Raw genomic sequence first — 19,178 nt, forward strand, 5'->3', positions numbered from 1 at the left:
ATGCGGAGGTGCATATAATAAATCATCTGAAAGGAAGAACTTACTATGAAAAAGGTTTACAAACTCATCGATCTGGATTGCGCTAACTGCGCGGCAAAAATGGAGAACGGCATCAAGGAACTGCCTGAGGTAGAGGACTGCACTGTTAGTTTCCTGACACAGAAAATGACCATCAAAGCACCTGACGGCACCGATATGGACGCACTGATGGAAAAGGTCGTAAAACTCTGCAAAAAAGTTGAGCCTGACTGCCAGATAGTTCTTTGATAAAAAACTGCTGATGCTCTTCTTCCCCGCCTTTATCGGCGGGAAAGAAAGGCATCGGGATACAAGAAACAAAACGTAGGACAAAAGAAAAGAGATACCACTTCACCATTTTATATAAGCCTGCGTCCCCTGTGTTTTAGCGGGGGACTGTCAGGCAAAACTACTAAGGAGGGTCATAATGACTCGCAAGCAGAAAAAAACTCTTATCAGGATAATCGCGGCGGGGGTACTGCTGATTGCGGCGGCGCTGCTGCCATTTGAGGAAAAAAGCATCCCCCGTCTGATAGCCTTTCTCGTCCCCTATTTTGTCATTGGCTGGGACGTTTTGTGGAAAGCTGTTCGCGGCATCATACACGGTCAGGTATTTGACGAGAATTTTTTGATGTGCGTGGCGACTGTCGGCGCACTTTTCGTGGGCGAATACCCCGAAGCCGCATCGGTAATGCTTTTCTACCAGATAGGCGAACTGTTTCAGGGCGTTGCGGTGGGCAAGTCAAGGCAGTCGATAACCGACCTTATGGACATCTGCCCCGAATATGCCAATTTAGAGCGTGACGGTCAGCTGGAAGAAGTCGATCCCGAAGAGGTCGAATTGAACAGCATCATCGTCATAAAGCCGGGTGAGAAGATACCGCTGGACGGCGTTGTTATCGAGGGAAGTTCTTCGGTGGACACTGCCGCGCTGACGGGTGAGAGCCTTCCGCGCGAGATAGGTGTGGGTGACGAAGTTGTAAGCGGCTGTATCAATCAGGGCGGTCTGCTTAAAGTAAGGGTAACTAAGGAGTATGAGGATTCGACCGTTACTAAGATACTGGAACTGGTTGAAAATTCTGCCAGCAAAAAGGCAAAGGCAGAGAACTTCATCACAAGATTTGCCCGCTACTACACACCGTCTGTGGTGTTTGCGGCGCTGGCGCTGGCAGTACTTCCGCCGCTGATAACGGGCGGAAATTGGGGCATGTGGATACATCGTGCACTGATATTCTTAGTTATCAGCTGTCCCTGTGCGCTGGTCATCTCGGTTCCGCTCAGCTTTTTCGGCGGTATCGGCGGTGCGAGCAAGCGCGGCATACTGGTCAAGGGCGGAAACTATCTGGAAGCCCTTGCCGCTGCTGAAACTGTGGTTTTTGACAAGACAGGCACGCTGACAAAAGGCAGTTTCGAGGTGACGAAGATACACTCACACTCGATGGCTGATGATGCGCTTCTCGACCTTGCCGCCCATGCGGAAAGCTATTCCGACCACCCGATAGCGAGGTCGGTATGTGCAAAGTTCGGCAAAGAAGTTGACCGCTCACGCATAACTTCCGATGAAGAGATATCGGGTCACGGCATAAAGGCGGTCATTGACGGCATGGAAGTGTATGCGGGCAACAAAAAGCTGATGGCTGACCAAAAAGTAGCCGTTCCCGAATGCGACTGTCGCGGCACTATGGTACACGTTGCGGCAGACGGCGGATATGCGGGGCATATCGTTATTTCTGACAAGGTGAAGGAAACTTCTGCCGATGCGATACGCAGTCTTAAAGAGAACGGTGTAAAGCAGACAGTTATGCTTACAGGCGATGCGAAGTCCACCGCAGATGCAGTTGCGAGCGAACTGGGGATAGACACAGTTTGCGCGGAACTTCTGCCTGCTGACAAGGTGTCGAAGGTGGAAGAATTGCTTGAAAAGAAAGCACCAAAATCGACGCTGGTGTTTGTCGGGGACGGCATAAACGATGCGCCTGTGCTTTCACGCGCAGATGTGGGTATAGCTATGGGCAGCATGGGCAGCGATGCGGCGATAGAAGCGGCTGACATAGTGCTGATGGACGATGACCCCGCGAAGATATCCCTTGCGATGCGCATAGCGCGCAAGACGGTGCGGATAGTACACGAGAACATTGTGTTCGCTCTTGGCGTGAAAGCGCTGGTGCTGGTACTGGGTGCGCTGGGCATAGCCAACATGTGGCTGGCGGTCTTTGCAGATGTAGGCGTGTCGGTCATAGCCATACTCAATGCCATGAGGGCTATGTCAATTCAAAATTCATAATTCATAATTCATAATTATTGACATGGGATATTGTATTGTTGTTTAAAAGATATATCCCAATTTGGTTGTGTATCATCAGCAATATACAGTCAAATTATCATATAAAAAGGTGGGAGCATTTTCCCACCTTTTTTATTCGCAATTCTACAAAAAAGCACCCGTTCTCCTGTGAGAACGGGTGCAAGAAATTTCAATTGTATGCGGTATTATTCAGTGATATCAGCGTGGTGAGCCTGAAGCGACTTTACACCGAAGTGTGTGTTCTGCTTGATAGCCTTGATGCCCTCAGCACTTGCCTTAGCAGCCGCCATAGTGGTGATGTAAGGTATGCGGTGCTTGATGGCAGCCTTTCTGATGTAGCTGTCATCGTGAACACTGGTCTTGCCTGCGGGAGTGTTGATTATCAGCTGTATCTCGCCGTTAGCGATCTGATCTGCGATGTTGGGTCTGCCCTCATACAGCTTGAATATCTTCTCGGCGGGAATGCCTGCGTTCTTTATCAGCTCATAGCTCTTGCCTGTTGCCAGTATACGGAAGCCCAGCTCGTTGAATGCCTTAGCTATCTCTTCCAGTTCGGGCTTATCGCGGTCGCAAACGCTCAGCAGGACAGTGCCCTCGCTGGGGAGTTTGGTCTGGGTAGCTTCCTGAGCCTTGTAGTAAGCCTCACCGAAGCTGGGGGAGATGCCCAGAACTTCGCCTGTGGATCTCATCTCAGGTCCGAGAACGGGGTCAACTTCCGGGAACATGTTGAACGGGAACACAGCTTCCTTAACGCCGTAGTGACCTATCTTCTTATCCTTAAGGGAAGGTACCGGCGAAGGATTGCCTGTCAGAGGAGCGGTAATTATCTCGGTAGCTATCTTTACCATGTTTATCGAGCATACCTTAGATACCAGCGGAACTGTTCTCGATGCGCGGGGGTTAGCCTCCAGCACGTAAACAGTATCGCCCTCGATAGCGTACTGCATGTTCATCAGACCCTTGACATTCATCTCGACAGCTATCTTCTTGGTATATTCCTTGATGGTAGCAACTATCTCGGGGCTGAGGTTCTTGGAAGGCAGTATGCAGGCAGAGTCGCCCGAATGAACGCCTGCAAGCTCGATATGCTCCATAACAGCGGGAACAAAGCAGTGCTCACCGTCGGAGATAGCGTCAGCCTCGCACTCGGTTGCGTGGTTGAGGAATCTGTCTATCAGTATAGGTCTGTCAGGTGTAACGCCTACCGCAGCAGACATGTACACTTTCATCATCTCATCATCGTGAACTATCTCCATGCCGCGTCCGCCCAGAACGTAGGAAGGTCTTACCATTACGGGATAGCCTATCTTGTTGGCGATAGCGAGGGCTTCATCAACATTGACAGCCATGCCTGCCTCAGGCATCGGTATGCCCAGCTTGTCCATCATAGCGCGGAAGTGATCTCTGTCCTCAGCGAGGTCGATAGTTTCGGGAGTAGTACCCAGTATATTTACGCCGTACTTCTTGAGGTCGTTTGCAAGGTTCAGAGGAGTCTGACCGCCGAACTGTGCGATAACGCCAACAGGCTTCTCCTTCTCGTGGATAGACAGAACATCTTCCAGAGTCAGAGGCTCGAAATACAGTTTATCGGAAGTATCGTAGTCGGTAGAAACAGTTTCGGGGTTGCAGTTTACGATTATCGACTCAAAGCCCAGCTTTTTGAGAGCCAGTGCCGCATGAACGCAGCAGTAGTCGAACTCGATACCCTGACCGATACGGTTAGGACCGCCGCCCAGTATCATGATCTTGGGCTTGTTGGTATTGACGGGGCTGTTGTCCTCATCGAGGTGGTAGGTGCTATAGTAGTAAGCCGCATTCTCGGTACCGCTTACGTGAACGCCCTCCCATGCTTCCTTGATGCCGAAGCCGATGCGGGCATTTCTTATCTCCTCTTCGGTAACTTCCAGCAGAGAAGACAGATATCTGTCGGAGAAGCCGTCCAGCTTAGCCTGTTTGAGCACATTCTTTTCGGGAACAGCGCCCTTGTTAGCCAGCAGAGCCTCTTCCTCGTCCACCAGTTCCTTCATCTGCTCTAAGAACCAGTGCTTTATCTTGGTCAGTTCGTGTATCTCTTCGATGGTAGCGCCCTTGCGCAGAGCCTCGTAGATAACGAACTGTCTTTCGCTGGTGGGGAAGCGCAGTTTATCCAGCAGTTCTTCCTTGCTGAGGTCATGGAAATTCTTTGCGAAGCCCAGACCGTATCTGCCTGTTTCAAGGCTTCTGATAGCTTTCTGGAAAGCCTCCTTGTAGGTCTTGCCGATGCTCATTACCTCACCGACAGCGCGCATCTGTGTGCCCAGCTTATCCTCAGCGCCCTTGAATTTTTCAAAAGCCCATCTTGCAAATTTTATAACGACATAGTCGCCGTCGGGAACATACTTATCAAGTGTGCCGTACTTGCCGCAGGGTATCTCATCAAGTGTAAGACCGCATGCCAGCATAGCAGATACCAGTGCGATCGGGAAGCCTGTAGCCTTTGAAGCCAGCGCCGAAGAACGTGAAGTTCTTGGGTTTATCTCGATAACGACTATCCTGCCGTCTTCGGGGTTTCTTGCAAACTGGCAGTTACAGCCGCCGATAACTTCGATGGATTCGATTATCCTGTAGGACATCTCCTGAAGTTCTTTCTGAACATCTTCGGGGATAGTCAGCATCGGTGCGGAACAGAAGGAGTCACCTGTGTGAACGCCGATGGGGTCGATATTCTCGATGAAGCATACAGTTATCTTGTTGTTTTTTGCATCTCTGACTACTTCCAGTTCCAGTTCTTCCCAGCCGAAGATGCACTCTTCAACAAGTACCTGACCTACCAGAGAAGCCTGAAGACCTCTTGCGCAGACTACTTTCAGTTCGTCAACATTGTATACCATGCCGCCGCCTGCGCCGCCCATAGTGTAGGCAGGTCTGAGAACTACAGGGTACTTAAGTTCTTCGGCTATCTTAACAGCCTCATCGACCGAGTAAGCCACCTGACTCTTGGGCATGCCGATGCCAAGTTCTTTCATGGCGTTCTTGAACTCTATCCTGTCTTCGCCGCGCTCGATGGCATCTACCTGAACACCTATGACCTGCACGCCGTACTTTTTCAGCACGCCCGCCTTGTCAAGTTCAGAGCAGAGGTTAAGACCCGACTGACCGCCGAGATTGGGCAGAAGAGCATCGGGGCGCTCCTTATCGATTATCTGGGTGAGTCTGTCGAGATTCAGCGGCTCGATATAGGTTATATCAGCCACATCGGGGTCTGTCATGATGGTGGCGGGGTTCGAGTTTACGAGAACGATCTCATAACCCAGATTTCTCAGCGCCTTGCAAGCCTGAGTGCCTGAGTAGTCGAACTCGCAAGCCTGACCTATGATTATAGGTCCCGAACCGATTATCATTATCTTATTGATGTCCTGTTTCTTTGGCATACTAGATCTCCTATCCCGCACAGCTGTGCGTAAAATTTCTAAAAAAATCCCTTAACGTATATCATAACATATTTTACGCCAAATTGCAAGATGTAATTGCAAAAACTTCATTATAATTATTTTCTGTTTTGCATTAATTCACAATATTATAATGTTGCACCGTTTCAGCTGTTGTGTACCGCTGTTTCTGCCGCCAGCCTGCCATCTCTTATGCAAAGATTTATCTCGCGTCCACAGCCGTCAAGAATGCGGTCGCAGATGATATCCTCGGCTTCCTGCTCGGCAAAACGCCTTATATCGCGGGCTGTGCCTTTTCGTTCAAGGCATCTGTCAGCCGCAAATGAGGCGCATTCGGGGGATATTTCTAAGGTATGACCCATTGCGCTGACCCTCTCGCGGAGTTTTTCAAACTCGCCCTCTGCGATAAGGCAAAGACTGTCGCGCGAGAGCGGCTCAAAGACGATGATATCGTCCATGCGGCTGAGAAGTTCGGGGGTTAGCACCTGCCGCACTGCCTTTTCCATCTCACTTTGCAGAGTTTTATCACGTTCTCCGAAGCCTGCTGTTTTGCGTTCTGCGAGGTCTGCCGCGCCCGCGTTGGTAGTGAGTATGACTGTCATTTCGCTGAGGTCTGCGCGCCTGCCAAGACTATCGGTGACCACGCCCTCCTCAAGCATCTGGAGCAGTATGCCGAAAATGTCGCGGTGGGCTTTTTCTATCTCGTCAAAAAGCAGAACGCCCGCAGGCTTGCGGCGTATCATTTCTATGAGTCTGCCGCCGTCTTCATAGCCCACATACCCCGCAGGTGCGCCCAGCAGTTTTGATACGCTGTGTGCTTCCATATACTCGCTCATGTCGAGCCTTATCAGGCAGTCTTCGCCGTAAAGCAGGCATGCAAGTTCGCGTGCGAGCATGGTCTTGCCAACGCCTGCACTGCCTGCGAAGACAAAACTTCCCACAGGTCTTCTGCCGCGCCTGAGTCCGAGTCTGCGCCGTCTTACAGCCCTTGCCACCGCCAAGACCGCTTTCTCCTGTCCGATGACTTTGCTGTTCAGCCGTTTTTCAAGACTTCTCAGGCGTTTGCGCTCCTCGTCATCTGCCGCCGCACAGTTTGAACCTGTACACCTGCACGCGACCTGTTCGAGAGTGGAGCGGTCGAGAACTGTCAGCCTGCGTGCTTTAGCCACTGCATCGAGGTACTCGCTCCTGTCGGACTTGCCTGTGATATAGCGCTCAAATGCGCGGTCAAGACCCTCTTTCTTACCTGCCGCCAGCTTGCGGGCGCTGCATGCTTCATCAAGCAGGTCGATGGCTTTATCGGGAAAGTGCTTATGGCGCATGAAGCGTCCGCTCAGAGTAACTGCGTATCTGCATATATCATCGCTTATGCTGACCCCGTGAAATTCTTCCAGCCTGCCTTTAAGACCTCTGAGCATATCATAAGTGCTGTCTTCATCGGGTTCTTCTATGACCACTTTGCTGAAACGTCTGTCCATAGCCGCGTCACGTTCGATGGTGCGGCGGTATTCCTCAAAAGTGGTCGCGCCGATGACCTGTATCTTGCCGCGCGCAAGACCGGGTTTCAGGATATTTGCCGCATCTATGGCACCCTCAGCCGCGCCAGCGCCCATGATGTTGTGTATCTCATCTATAAACAGTATACAGCCGCCTGTCTGTTCGGCTTCATCAAGGCATGCTTTAAGGCGTTCTTCAAAGTCGCCGCGATATTTTGCGCCTGCCAGCAGGAGTGTCAGGTCAAGGGCGAATATGCGTTTGTCAGCCAGCGGTGCGGGAGCACTGCCTGAAACTATCTTAACTGCAAGACCCTCGACTACGGCGGTCTTGCCGACGCCTGCTTCGCCCACAAGACAGGGGTCGTTCTTGGTGCGCCTGCAAAGTATCTCCATGACCCGTTTCAACTCGTTATCTCTGCCTATCAGCGGGTCAAAGCTAAGGCAGACGGTCGGGTCGGTCAGTTCTCTGCCGAACTTTGGCAGAGTTTTCAGGCGCATCAGCGGTCGGAGATCGCGGCGTTTCCCCGAAAGGCAGTCTGCTGACATTCTGCGTATGTCGGCGTGCAGGCGTTTGAGTATCTGCACGCCGCAGCAGTCGCCGCGCCTGAGTATCCCCGCAAGGATATGCTCACTGCCAACACTTGCGCCGCCCATCTGACCTGCTGTTTCCAGTACCCTTTTTACGTTGGGGGTCTTGGCATTCTCGGTGGTCATGCAGGGCGTACCTCTGCCGATGAGTTCTTCTATCTCATCAGACACTTTTTCATAAGTCACACCGTACCGTGAGAGAACAGCTTCTGCCGCACCGCCGCAGGCTGTCAGTGCAAGCAGGAGATGTTCCGTACCGAGATAGGTGTGTCCCCACTGACCCGCCAGTCCTGCGGCACTGCGGATAGTCTGCTTGTATATATCTGTTTGTCTGTCCATATAAAAAGCACCTCCGATGAAAGTATCGCCCGTGATACAAAAGCTATTCAGCCGCAGCGCCGAATATATCTGCCGAGATGCAGGCGCATCAGTCAAAAAAATATGTGGTTATCCCGCTGACACACCAAAATAAACGATGTTATATCGGGAACTGAAAATAGTTGGCGTTTATCTTTCCTTGTTATAAAGGTATTTTTTGGTGGTGTGCTAAAGGGATAATCATAAAAAAATAAACTGCCGCCTGCGCTGTCACACTTTTCCCCGATTCACATAATATATACCATAAGGTTCACGAAACCTTAAATAAGACCTAAAAGGAGAAAATACTATGAACTTCGGATCAAATTACTGGTGGATCATCATTCTTATCCTCATCATCGGCATGGCAGGCTGCGGCTGCTGCGGCGGGAACAACTGCGGCTGCAATAACGGCTGCGGCTGCAACTGACCTCATAACAGGGGGAGCGCGCTCTCCTTGTTCAGTCAGAAAAACGGCGGGCGTTATCCGCCGTACATATCACAGCGCCGCGCATTCGGGAAAAATGCGCGGCTTATATCATACGACATAAATTTCAGGACATCACAGGATAAGGCATATCAGACCCGAACAGCCCTCGTTTATCATGCGCTCGATGGTTTCTTTCAGGCGCATGCGGGCATCATCGGGCAGTTTTGACAGCTTGGTGTAAAGACCCTCGCTGACCAGTTCGTGCAGGGATTTGCCGAAAATGTTCGACTCCCATATCTTGTCGGGGCTGTTCTCGAAATCGCTCATCATGTACATCACCAGTTCTTCCGACTGCTTTTCACTGCCGACTATTGGCGCGACTTCGGTGTTTATCTCTGTTCTTACAAGATGTATGGCGGGTGCCTGTGCTTTAAGGCGTATGCCGTATTTGCCGCCCTGTCTGATTATCTCGGGTTCTTCAAGGCTGAGTTCTGATAATTCGGGCATGACTATGCCGTAGCCTGTGCTTTCCATCTGTGCGATGGCATCGCGGTATTTTGTGAACTTGCGGCGTATCTCCACAAGTTCGAGTATTCGCGGCAGTAGTTCGTTCTCGCCCTTTATCTCAAGACCTGTAGCTTCACCTATCACACGATAGAAAAGTTCGCTGTAAAGCTGTGCTTCTATCACAGCCGAACCGTTTCCCGCATCGATGTTCCTCACGGTACACCTTTCTACATACTCACAGCCGCCTATCACTTCGGCACAATCCGCTATCTGCCGAAGGGTCTGCACGCCCTCAGCCGCCTCGCGTATGTGGCTGAACACCGACTCTTTCAGCCAGTGACCCTTGCCCAGCGTGTTGACCCATTCGGGCATAGCTATACCTATCTCCCTTACGGGGAAAGAGTACAGCAGGTTCGCCATGATGCCTTTGATATCATCTTCATCGAGTTCAAGGCAGTTTACGGGCATGACCTCAGTGCCGTACTTTTCGGCAAGCGCGGCGCACATCTCCTTAGTGTGTGGGGATCTTGGTTCAGCCGTGTTCATGAGAACCACAAACGGCTTATCTATGGCTTTCAGTTCGTTTATGACTCTTTCTTCCGCTTCTTCGTACTCATCGCGGGGAAGGTCTGTGAAAGAACCGTCTGTGGTTATCACCAGTCCTATTGTCGAATGTTCGGTTATGACCTTTCTTGTACCGACCTCTGCCGCCATATTAAACGGTATCTCGGTATCGAACCAGGGGGTCATCACCATGCGGGGGGCTTCCTCCTCTATATACCCTTGTGCAGACGGTATTATGTACCCAACGCAGTCTATCAGCCTTACCGAGAACTGTGCGCCGCCGTCCAGTGTTATGCTGACGGCTTCTTCGGGTATGAATTTCGGTTCGGTGGTCATTATCGTTCTGCCGCCTGCCGACTGCGGGAGTTCGTCCTGCGCACGTTCGCGCCTGTACTCACTGCCGATATTTGGTATCACCAGCTGTTCCATGAACCTCTTTATAAACGTTGATTTACCTGTGCGCACAGGACCTGCCACACCGATGTAAATATCTCCGCCCGTCCGACGGGCTATCTCACCATAAATATCACTCATATAATCACCTATCTTAAATGGGGGCTGACTCGCCCCCAAGCCCCCACGCTCCGCCGCGCCCGGAGGGTTATCGCTTCGTTCACAAAAACGCCCCTTTGGGTCGTTTTGTTCACTCTCGCGATAACGGGGCGCGGGTCGCTCTTTGGCATGGGGCAGAGCTTTGTTATGCCCTCTTTGCTTTGCGTGGGTATGTTGTTTTTGTTTGTTGTTTTTGCTTGTGGTTGCGGGCGAAATGATTATTTTTGAAAACATCGGTGTAGGGTGGGGGCTTGCCCCGACCTTTTTTTGCCGATTTTCCGCCCTGAATTTCGGATTTGACCAAACGGCGGGGGCAAGCCCTCGCCCTATTTTAAATGGGGAACTGACCACGTTCGACGCAGTCAACGTTACCCCAATACTCCAAACATCATCTTTTCTGATGTTGCGATCCGCCGCACCCGAAGCGATAACGGGGCGCGGGTCGCTCTTTGGCATGCACTAAGGCTTTGTTATGCCCCGATGCTTTGCGTGGGTATGTTGTTGTTTTGCTTGTGGTTGCGGGCGAAATGATTATTTTTGAAAACATCGGTGTAGGGTGTGGGCTTGCCCCACCTTTTTTGCCGATTTTCCGCCCTGAATTTCGGATTTGACCAAACGGCGGGGGCAAACCCTCGCCCTATTTTAAATGGGGAACTGACCACGTTCGATGCAGTCAACATTACCCCAATACCCCAAACATCAGCTTTGCTGATGTTGCGCTCCGCCGCACCCAAAGCGATAACGGGGCGCGGGTCGCTCTTTGGCATGGGCAGAACTTTGTTATGCCCCGATGCTTTGCGTGGGTATGTTGTTTTTGCTTGTGGTTGCGGGTCAAAACCGCCCTACGATAACAATGCAGAACTTCTGTTCATGTCAATAATTATGAATTATGAATTATGAATTACGAATTACTATCATTCCTACTGGGGTGGTGTCGCTGTCAAGTTCGTTGTCCTCTAAGATGGCTTCGACTGAGGTGCGGGTGCGCTTGGCAATGTCCCAGATGTCTTCGCCGCCGACACATCTGCACAGCCTTATGGCACAGCTGTTGTCGCGGCAGGCAGGTTTTTCTTCGTCCATTTTTACACTGCTGACCAGCTTTACTTTGCCGCCGCTGACCGTCTTACAGCAGATGCGGACATCTGTGCGCACGCGAATGCTTCCGCCCTCCCCGAGATAGTAGGAACAGCCTGTGACTGCGGCGTTTGCTTCGGTCAGCACACTGCTGTCGGCGGCGGGAAGCTCGGCTTCGTAGGCGCACTGACCCTCAGTGCAGAAGATGCCGCCTTCACTGCCCTCGCCCATGACTGCGCAGGTCACACTGCCTGTCAGCAGGTATTTGCCGTCCTCTTTTCTGATGGTGGGTCTGCCGCACTCGGCTGAACAGTCGCAGACCAATCCCACTGTGCCGTCGGGGGCGGTGAGGGTGCATTCGGCGTTGGCTGAAAGGGTGGTGCTGTCTGCCTGACCTGCGGGTATCTCGGCTGTGTCATCGGGGAAGCACTCGTATTCGGTGGAGAAAGCATCTGTCACATAGACAGAAGTGCCTGTTTTTTCGGCGGCACAGAAGACATTCAGCGTCAGTTCCCATTCGGCTGTCTTTTCTTCGCCGCTTCCTGCCATAAGACTGCACCCCGTCGGTGTGACCTCAGCGCTGACCCTGTAGCTGTCGTCAACGCCCTCCATGTCGATTATCTGGCTGAAAGGCAGTGTGAATTTCAGTGTTTGGACGCAGTCCTCACCTGTTTTGTCGATGCAGGCGTAAAGCACTTCCAGTTCGGCTTCGCCCTTGACAGCAAGTTTGCCCGCCACAGTTCTGCACTCACTGCGGGAAATGACACAGCCTGTTCTCAGCACAGTGCCGACTGCGGGTTTATCTTCGGGAAGAGATGTTTGCTGAATGACGGTTATGCGCTTTGATGCGGTAAGCCGTTTGACGGGGCAGGTGACGGTCTGTTTTCTCAGCTGAATGCCGCACCCGCTGCCGCCTGTCAGCACTGTTTTTTCACGGGTACAGCAGACTTTCAGTGCCGCGCATACAGTTCCGCGAACGGCGATGCGGCGGCTTCCCTTAGCGCGGCAGCTGACACCTCTTGCGGCGAGGTCGATGGTGACTTCGGGGGCGGGGCAGTCGGCTGATAGTTCGACTGTGCGGGAAAGTTCAACATCCTGTTCGGCGCAGTTGATGCGGCGGCTGCCCTCAGTAAGGTAAAGCACGCGGATAACTGCTGTAAGTTCAAAAGTCAGCTTATCGGCGGTGACTGTCTGGGAGTCGAGCCGCGGTTCGACGGTACACCTGAGGATACGGAAGACATCGGGGAAATAATCGGGCAGTACGAAGTCCCTTTCCAGCGGGAGTTCCTCAGTGGTATCCAGCAGTTTTTCCGTCACGCAGACTGTATCGGCAGTGAGTTTCAATTCGTTTGACATTATAAATACCTCCTGTTTCTTGAAATAGGGTCTGCTAAGTAATAATATGAGTGCTTCATGCGGAATATTCATGTTGATCCATAATTCAAAATGTGGTTATCCCTCTGACACACCACAAAAACAGCGGCTATACAGAACTTAAGGTTCTTGGCGTATATCTTTTTGTTTACCGCATTTTTATAGCAATCCGCCTTAAAATTCAGACAAAATCCAGTCACAAAACCAATAAATCCCAGCTTTTGCGACCGGATTTTGTGAATTTAAAAAGTTGGATTGCTATAGTTGGTGTGCTAAAGAGATAGTCATAATTCAAAATTATTGGCAGGGGCGGAATAATGGCGTTTTGCGGGAGTTTCGGCGTGATAAGCGGCAAACTGTACCCTCCGCCGCGCAGTTTGAAAACATCTCCCTTTTGTAACGCACAAAAGCAGCTGCACGATGCTTGCAAGTGCAAAAAAGTTCATATTGTTAAAAAAGAAGTGAATATTCTGTATTGAAAAACGGTTTTAAATATGGTATGATAAAAGATAACAATAAACTCTCTACAAGGAGGAACGACATATGAACATTTCGCAGATTGCTGAAAAAGGCTCGCCAAAGAGTTTTCTTACGCTTCATGAAGACCCTGCTGTGCAGGAAAAAGGCACTCTTGCGCCTCGTGCGTACTTTGTGCCGTTCGCGCCGACACAGCGTATCGGAACGCCGCGTGAAAAGTCAGAGCGGCTGGAACTTCTGAACGGCGAGTGGGAGTTTGAGTATTTCGACAGTGTCATCGACCTGCCCGACCGCTTTACCGAAATGCCCTTTACAAAGTGCATTCCTGTGCCGTCAAACTGGCAGCTTCACGGCTTCGACAAGCCGCAGTACACAAATGTCAACTACCCCATTCCCTTTGACCCGCCTTTTGTGCCCGATGATATTCCCGTTGGGGTCTATCGCAGGCGTTATCTGAACAAGTCTGACGGAATGTCGAAAATACTGGTGTTCGAGGGCGCTGACAGCTGTCTGTATCTGTTTGTCAACGGCAGGTTTGTCGGCTACACGCAGGTATCACACCGCATGACCGAGTTCGACCTGACCGAACATCTGCGCGAGGGCGAAAACTCTATTGTCTGCGTGGTTTTGAAGTGGTGTGACGGCACTTATCTCGAAGACCAGGACAAGTTCCGACTTTCGGGCATATTCCGCGATGTATACATGCTCAGCAGACCTGCGGGAGCGGTGGATAATTACCGCGTTTGTGCAGATATGTCGGGCGAAATAACTGTCGAAGTCACAGGGGCTTCTGCTGTGGTGGAACTGTATGACGGTGACACTCTTATCTGCGGCGGCAAGGCGGAAGAGGGAAATGCCTTCACCGCAAAAATTGACGAACCTAAGCTCTGGTCGGCGGAATGCCCGTATCTTTACACACTGGTGCTGAAAACTGATGATGAAGTCATATATGACAGGGTGGGTTTCAGGACAGTTAAGATAGAAAACGGCGTGTTTACTGTCAACGGGAAGAAAGTCAAGATATTCGGCGTGAACCGCCATGACAGCTACCCCGACACCGGTTACTATGCCGATGAAGCGAAGATGCGCCGCGACCTTGAACTGATGAAAGCACACAACATCAACGCTGTGAGGACTTCGCATTACCCCAATGCACCGCGCTTTTACGAACTTTGTGACGAGTACGGCTTCTATGTGATAGACGAAGCTGACATTGAGAGTCACGGCTGTGTCAACGTTTACCAGAATTTGCGCTGGGACAGAGAGGGCGGCACTTACAACGGCATCGCGCTGACAGCGAGTGACCCCATGTTCCGCGAGGGGATACTGCACAGGCATCGACTGCTGGTGAAGCGGGATATCAACCGCCCATGCGTGGTTTTCTGGTCGCTGGGCAACGAGAGCGGTTGGGGGACGAATTTCCGCGAGGGCGCACAGCTTGTAAAGTCCCTTGACAGCACCCGCCCCGTCCACTACGAAAGCACCCACTGCCTTGACGGTACTCCCGATGACGTGCTTGATGTGGTAAGCGAGATGTACACCTCTGTTGAGGGCATGCAGGAGTTCCTGCAAAAAGAGGGTGAGAAGCGCCCGTTCATACTTTGCGAGTACAGCCATGCTATGGGCAACAGTTCGGGCGATATGGAAGATTACATGCAGATGTTCATGTCCGATGACCGCTTTATCGGCGGGCTGGTGTGGGAGTGGTGCGACCACGCATTCCCTGTAGGTGAGGACGAGAACGGCGTAAAATACGGCTACGGCGGCGATTTCGGTGAACTGCACGATGACGGCAATTTCTGCTGTGACGGTCTGGTTTACCCTGACAGAACGCCGCACACGGGTCTGCTGGAGGTAAAACAGGTATACCGCCCTGTTCGGGTGGTGAAGCGCGGCGGCGAATATTACATGCAGTCAAAACTGCATTTTGTGAGTGCGGAAGAGCGCTATGAACTGCGCGCCAACGGCGAAGTCATAGGCTTTGAACTGCCGCCTGAGGGCGAGTGCAAAGTCGTTCTGCCCGATGATATTTCGGGGGACAGCATAAAATTCACGCTGAATGACAGGCGTGACGGTCACGAAGTTTGCTTTGACCAATTTTTGCTGTCTGAGGAAGATATATCGCCCGCAAAGACTTCTGCCAATGTGGAAGATGTAATTGAAAACGGGCTGACTTTTGAAGTGAGAGCGGGCGGCGCGAGGTTCGTGTTTGACCGCAGAAAAGCCGAATTCACGGTGATAGAGCGGGGCGGGAACATTCTGGAAAAGCCGATGGCGTTCAACTTCTTCCGCGCACCCACCGACAACGACACCATGCGCGGTGACTGGGACAGGTTGTACATGCGTTCACCTGCCGTGAAAGTCTACGAAACGGTGCTTACCCGCGAGGACGGCTGTGCGGTGATACGCGCAAAGACCGCTTACGGACGCAGTATTTTTGCACCTTTTGCGCGGGTCGATGCCGAGTACCGCATTGACGGTGAGGGCAGGCTGACAATTACCGCAAGCCTTGATGCAGATGACGAAAAGCTGGCAGTCCTGCCGCGGTTCGGGCTGAGGCTGTTTCTCGATAAAGCCTATGATACGGCGGATTATCGGGGCTATGGACCGACCGAAAGTTACATCGACAAGCATCAGGCTTGCCGGTACGGCGATCACAGCGCAAAGATCAGTCAATTATATGAACCTTATCTGCGCCCTCAGGAGAACGGTTCACACTGGGGTACGAAGCGGCTGAAAGTCAGCGGCGGCAGGAATGAGATAGTCATTACTTCGGCTGAGGGGCTTTCATTCAGCCTGAGTGAGTACACGCAGGAGGAAATGGCATCGAAGCGGCATCGCTTTGAACTTGAAAAGTGCGGATATTCGGTGCTTTGCGCCGACTTTGCGATGGCAGGCGTGGGTTCAAATTCCTGCGGACCTCTGCTGATGGAGAAGTACCGCGTTCCTCTGAAAGGCGGCAGATGGTCGATGACCATTGAAGTGAGATAGAAATATATTAAACAAAAATGCAGGAGATAACGATGATACTAAAGAGATACAAAAAGCCGATCATAACAGCCGCAGTCGGTTTGATAGCGGCGGCGGTGCTGTTTGTGGTCGGGACTGATATCGTGGCGGCGTTCACTTTGCGGGACGCTTACCGCGAGTACACAAACTTCGGTGACAGCGAAATAAATAGGCTGAAAGACGAAATGGGCATCACGCTTGGCGGAAGTTCATCGCCTGAAAAATTGACAGTCAGTCACGCGGCAGGCGACTACTGCTATCAGCTTTGGCTGAGGGATACCGAACCGCCGCAGGAGTTCATGGAGGACTGCTTTGACGGAAAATATGAAACTGTCGATGTGAGTGCGCTGAGCGGCAGTTACGATCTCGATTATGACGGCGAAAAGCCCGAAAGTGCGGAAGAGATATTCCGATGCGAGTACGTAAACAGCGGCGGTGTGAAGCGGTTCGACTGCTATTATGCGGCATTTTACAGGGACGGCGGCGGTTTTAAGGCAAAGCTGTTCGCATCTAAGGATTAGGTGGCTGATATGGAAATGAATGAAAATTTGGACAGACCAAAATGGAAGAAACTGCGGGGCTGTCTGACAGCGTTTATCGTGGCGGTCGTGCTGCCTTTTGGGTTGATTTTCTATTCAATGATCTCGACAAGGCGGCAGTATCACAAGGACTGGGACAAATTTGACGATGAACGCATCAGCTATGCCGAACGCATACTTGATATGGAACTGCCCGATGATGTGACGGCAGAGCGGTTCATCTGTGACACATGGCTGGACAGTTATGTGCGGCTTTGGGTGAGCGGCATAGATGACCCGCAGAAATTCCTTGAAAAGGCTTATCCTGCGGGAAAGTGCGAAATTTCGCCCCCAACGGGAAAGTCTTTGGACTGGCTTGCCGATATGGCTGACGGAATGGGCGCAGGTCATGACTTCACCGAAATTTACGACCTGAAATTTAAAGACAGAAACGATGGGTTGTATGACTACAGCATCGGCTTCGGAAAAAATGACGGCGGATACTACGCGGTGATAGGCTATCGCACCTATTGACTGTCATCGTCTGAAATAAACAGAAAAAGAGAGGATTAAAATGGATCTTTGGTTTACAGAAAAGCATACTGATGATGTTAATTTCACAATAAAAGTGAAGAAACAGCTCTATTCGGGCAAAAGCTATTATCAGGAGATAGATGTGTTCGACACCTACGAATTCGGGCGGGTGCTGGTGCTTGACGGCTTCATCATGCTGACCGAAAAGGACGAATATATCTACCATGAGATGGTCACGGCTGTGCCGTTGGCGGTCAACCCCGACATAAAGAACGTGCTGGTCATCGGCGCGGGTGACGGCGGCACTGTGCGGGAACTGACCAGGTATCAGTCGGTTGAAAATATTGATATGGTCGAGATAGACGAACAGGTGGTGCAGGTCTGCAAGGAATTTCTGCCGCAGACTGCATGCAGGTTCGATGACCCGAGAGTTCACCTGTTTTTTGAGGACGGACTGAAATACGTGCGCAGAAAGCAGAACGAGTATGACCTGATAATTGTTGACTCCACCGACCCGTTCGGACCCGGTGAGGGGCTGTTCACGAAGGAATTTTACGGCAACTGCTTCAAGGCGCTGACAGACAGCGGCATACTGATAAACCAGCACGAAAGCACCTACTACGACAGCTATGTGGACATGGTGAAACGCACTCACAAGCGCATCGGTGCCAGCTTCCCTGTGACGATGGTGTATCAGGCGCATATACCCACATATCCGTCGGGGCACTGGCTGTTCGGCTTTGCATCGAAGAACCTGCACCCTGTCTATGACCTGAAAGCAGACCGCTGGAATGCGCTGGGCATAAAGACGCGCTACTACAACACCGAACTGCACAAGGGCTGTTTCGCTCTGCCGAACTATGTGCTGGAGATACTGGAAAATTCGTAGGCTGAGGGACGCTCCGCAGAGGGCGAAAAAATGTACTGCCGACTGCTGATATTACAGTCCGCTGCGGTCGTCAGCGGGACTGTCATGCTGTAAAAACGCCGCCCCTGCGCGGCTTGAAGAACTTACGGACGACTGAAAACAATAATGAAAAGGAGAATAAAAATGTTAGAGAAGAATATTTCCACTTTTATAGGCTGTGACTGCGAGTATGACGAGGCAAAGATAGTAATGTTTGGTGCGCCGTTTGACAGCACCACATCTTTCAGACCGGGTACGAGGTTCGCGAGTCAGGCGATGAGGAGCGAGAGTTTCGGGATAGAAACATTCTCGGTATATCAGATGAAAGACCTGCTGGACATAAAGGTGTTCGACAGCGGCGACCTTGAACTGCCTTTCGGTTCGCCCGAAAAGGCACTTTCGGACATTCAGGAGAGGACTGCCACCATACTGGCAGACGGCAAGATACCCTGCATGATAGGCGGCGAACATCTGGTCACGCTGGGCGCTGTGCGTGCGGCGGCTGAAAAGTATCCCGACCTGCACGTAATACAGTTCGATGCCCATGCAGACCTGAGAGATGAATATCTCGGCGTTAAGCTGAGCCATGCCTGCGTTATGCGCCGCTGTCACGATATACTTGGTGACGGAAAGATATTCCAGTTCGGTATCAGGAGCGCTGACAAGAGCGAAGTGGATTTCCTGATGGAACAGCACACCTCGATGAACCTGTTCGACTTCCGCACAATAAATGAAGTTGTGGGCTATATCGGCGCGGCACCTGTTTATTTCACACTCGACCTCGATGTGCTTGACCCGTCTGAATTTCCAGGTACAGGCACACCTGAGGCAGGCGGAGTGCATTTTGATGAACTGATCGATGCCATCGAAGTGCTGTCAGACCTGAACGTAGTGGGCTTTGACATGAATGAGCTTTCGCCCGCTTACGATCACAGCGGCAGGAGCACTGCCCTTGCATGCAAGCTGATGCGCGAGATGCTGCTGAGGTTCTGCAAATAAAAGGGCTTACGCCCCGCGCCGAAGTGCGGCGCAAATTTGGT

12 protein-coding genes are annotated in these 19,178 nt (G+C 51.5%); 7 read left to right on the top strand and 5 right to left on the bottom strand.

Annotated features, from left to right (window positions below):
• The first annotated feature begins 45 nt into the window (after positions 1-45).
• Together CUS_RS16710 and CUS_RS16715 are read left to right on the top strand one after the other, a co-directional pair.
• A complete protein-coding gene (locus CUS_RS16710; RefSeq protein ID WP_002852923.1) occupies positions 46-267 on the top strand; it encodes a cation transporter in 222 nt (73 codons plus the stop codon).
• A 178-nt stretch (positions 268-445) separates the two neighbouring features.
• Positions 446-2,302, top strand: coding sequence for a heavy metal translocating P-type ATPase (locus tag CUS_RS16715; protein WP_002853055.1), 1,857 nt, complete (start codon positions 446-448; stop codon positions 2,300-2,302).
• 206 nt (positions 2,303-2,508) lie between these two features.
• On the opposite strand, the gene carB is transcribed toward CUS_RS16715, so the two are convergent.
• The 5 genes from carB to CUS_RS16740 all read right to left on the bottom strand — a co-directional run bounded on the left by carB (position 2,509) and on the right by CUS_RS16740 (position 12,675).
• Complete coding sequence (gene carB, locus CUS_RS16720; protein ID WP_002853002.1) at positions 2,509-5,733, bottom strand: carbamoyl-phosphate synthase large subunit; 3,225 nt, start codon at positions 5,731-5,733, stop codon at positions 2,509-2,511.
• A gap of 164 nt (positions 5,734-5,897) precedes the next feature.
• Positions 5,898-8,174, bottom strand: a complete 2,277-nt coding sequence (locus tag CUS_RS16725; RefSeq protein WP_002852964.1) for an AAA family ATPase — start codon at positions 8,172-8,174, stop codon at positions 5,898-5,900.
• A gap of 580 nt (positions 8,175-8,754) precedes the next feature.
• Entirely contained in the window at positions 8,755-10,227 is a 1,473-nt protein-coding gene (spoIVA, locus tag CUS_RS16730) for a stage IV sporulation protein A (protein ID WP_002853061.1), read from the bottom strand.
• A gap of 488 nt (positions 10,228-10,715) precedes the next feature.
• On the bottom strand, positions 10,716-11,012 hold the full coding sequence (locus CUS_RS16735) for a hypothetical protein (RefSeq protein ID WP_002852734.1): 297 nt from the start codon (positions 11,010-11,012) through the stop codon (positions 10,716-10,718).
• Positions 11,013-11,139: 127 nt separating this feature from the next.
• Positions 11,140-12,675, bottom strand: coding sequence for a DUF3794 and LysM peptidoglycan-binding domain-containing protein (locus CUS_RS16740; protein WP_002852960.1), 1,536 nt, complete (start codon positions 12,673-12,675; stop codon positions 11,140-11,142).
• A 561-nt stretch (positions 12,676-13,236) separates the two neighbouring features.
• Here CUS_RS16740 and CUS_RS16745 point away from each other — a divergent pair.
• From CUS_RS16745 to speB, 5 genes are all read left to right on the top strand, one after another.
• Positions 13,237-16,161 carry a glycoside hydrolase family 2 gene (locus tag CUS_RS16745; RefSeq protein WP_002852790.1) on the top strand — a complete coding sequence of 975 codons (2,925 nt, stop codon included), beginning with the start codon at positions 13,237-13,239 and terminating at the stop codon, positions 16,159-16,161.
• A 32-nt stretch (positions 16,162-16,193) separates the two neighbouring features.
• Entirely contained in the window at positions 16,194-16,700 is a 507-nt protein-coding gene (locus tag CUS_RS16750; RefSeq protein ID WP_002852765.1) for a hypothetical protein, read from the top strand.
• A 9-nt stretch (positions 16,701-16,709) separates the two neighbouring features.
• Complete coding sequence (locus CUS_RS16755) at positions 16,710-17,231, top strand: hypothetical protein (protein WP_002852881.1); 522 nt, start codon at positions 16,710-16,712, stop codon at positions 17,229-17,231.
• 40 nt (positions 17,232-17,271) lie between these two features.
• Positions 17,272-18,120, top strand: coding sequence for a polyamine aminopropyltransferase (gene speE, locus CUS_RS16760; RefSeq protein ID WP_002853065.1), 849 nt, complete (start codon positions 17,272-17,274; stop codon positions 18,118-18,120).
• 162 nt (positions 18,121-18,282) lie between these two features.
• The gene (gene speB, locus CUS_RS16765; RefSeq protein WP_002852943.1) at positions 18,283-19,137 is read left to right on the top strand and encodes an agmatinase; all 855 of its coding nucleotides are present in this window, start codon (positions 18,283-18,285) and stop codon (positions 19,135-19,137) included.
• Positions 19,138-19,178 lie beyond the last annotated feature (41 nt).

Source organism: Hominimerdicola alba 8 (assembly GCF_000178155.2).
Classification (GTDB): Bacteria; Bacillota; Clostridia; order Oscillospirales; family Ruminococcaceae; genus Hominimerdicola; species Hominimerdicola alba_C.

Bases quoted from the DNA above. Each gene is read 5' to 3' on its own strand.
- CUS_RS16710 (WP_002852923.1), top strand. From the start codon at position 46: ATGAAAAAGGTTTACAAACTCATCGATCTGGATTGCGCTAACTGCGCG.
- CUS_RS16715 (WP_002853055.1), top strand. From the start codon at position 446: ATGACTCGCAAGCAGAAAAAAACTCTTATCAGGATAATCGCGGCGGGG.
- carB (WP_002853002.1), bottom strand. From the start codon at position 5,733: ATGCCAAAGAAACAGGACATCAATAAGATAATGATAATCGGTTCGGGA.
- CUS_RS16725 (WP_002852964.1), bottom strand. From the start codon at position 8,174: ATGGACAGACAAACAGATATATACAAGCAGACTATCCGCAGTGCCGCA.
- spoIVA (WP_002853061.1), bottom strand. From the start codon at position 10,227: ATGAGTGATATTTATGGTGAGATAGCCCGTCGGACGGGCGGAGATATT.
- CUS_RS16735 (WP_002852734.1), bottom strand. From the start codon at position 11,012: ATGCCAAAGAGCGACCCGCGCCCCGTTATCGCTTTGGGTGCGGCGGAG.
- CUS_RS16740 (WP_002852960.1), bottom strand. From the start codon at position 12,675: ATGTCAAACGAATTGAAACTCACTGCCGATACAGTCTGCGTGACGGAA.
- CUS_RS16745 (WP_002852790.1), top strand. From the start codon at position 13,237: ATGAACATTTCGCAGATTGCTGAAAAAGGCTCGCCAAAGAGTTTTCTT.
- CUS_RS16750 (WP_002852765.1), top strand. From the start codon at position 16,194: ATGATACTAAAGAGATACAAAAAGCCGATCATAACAGCCGCAGTCGGT.
- CUS_RS16755 (WP_002852881.1), top strand. From the start codon at position 16,710: ATGGAAATGAATGAAAATTTGGACAGACCAAAATGGAAGAAACTGCGG.
- speE (WP_002853065.1), top strand. From the start codon at position 17,272: ATGGATCTTTGGTTTACAGAAAAGCATACTGATGATGTTAATTTCACA.
- speB (WP_002852943.1), top strand. From the start codon at position 18,283: ATGTTAGAGAAGAATATTTCCACTTTTATAGGCTGTGACTGCGAGTAT.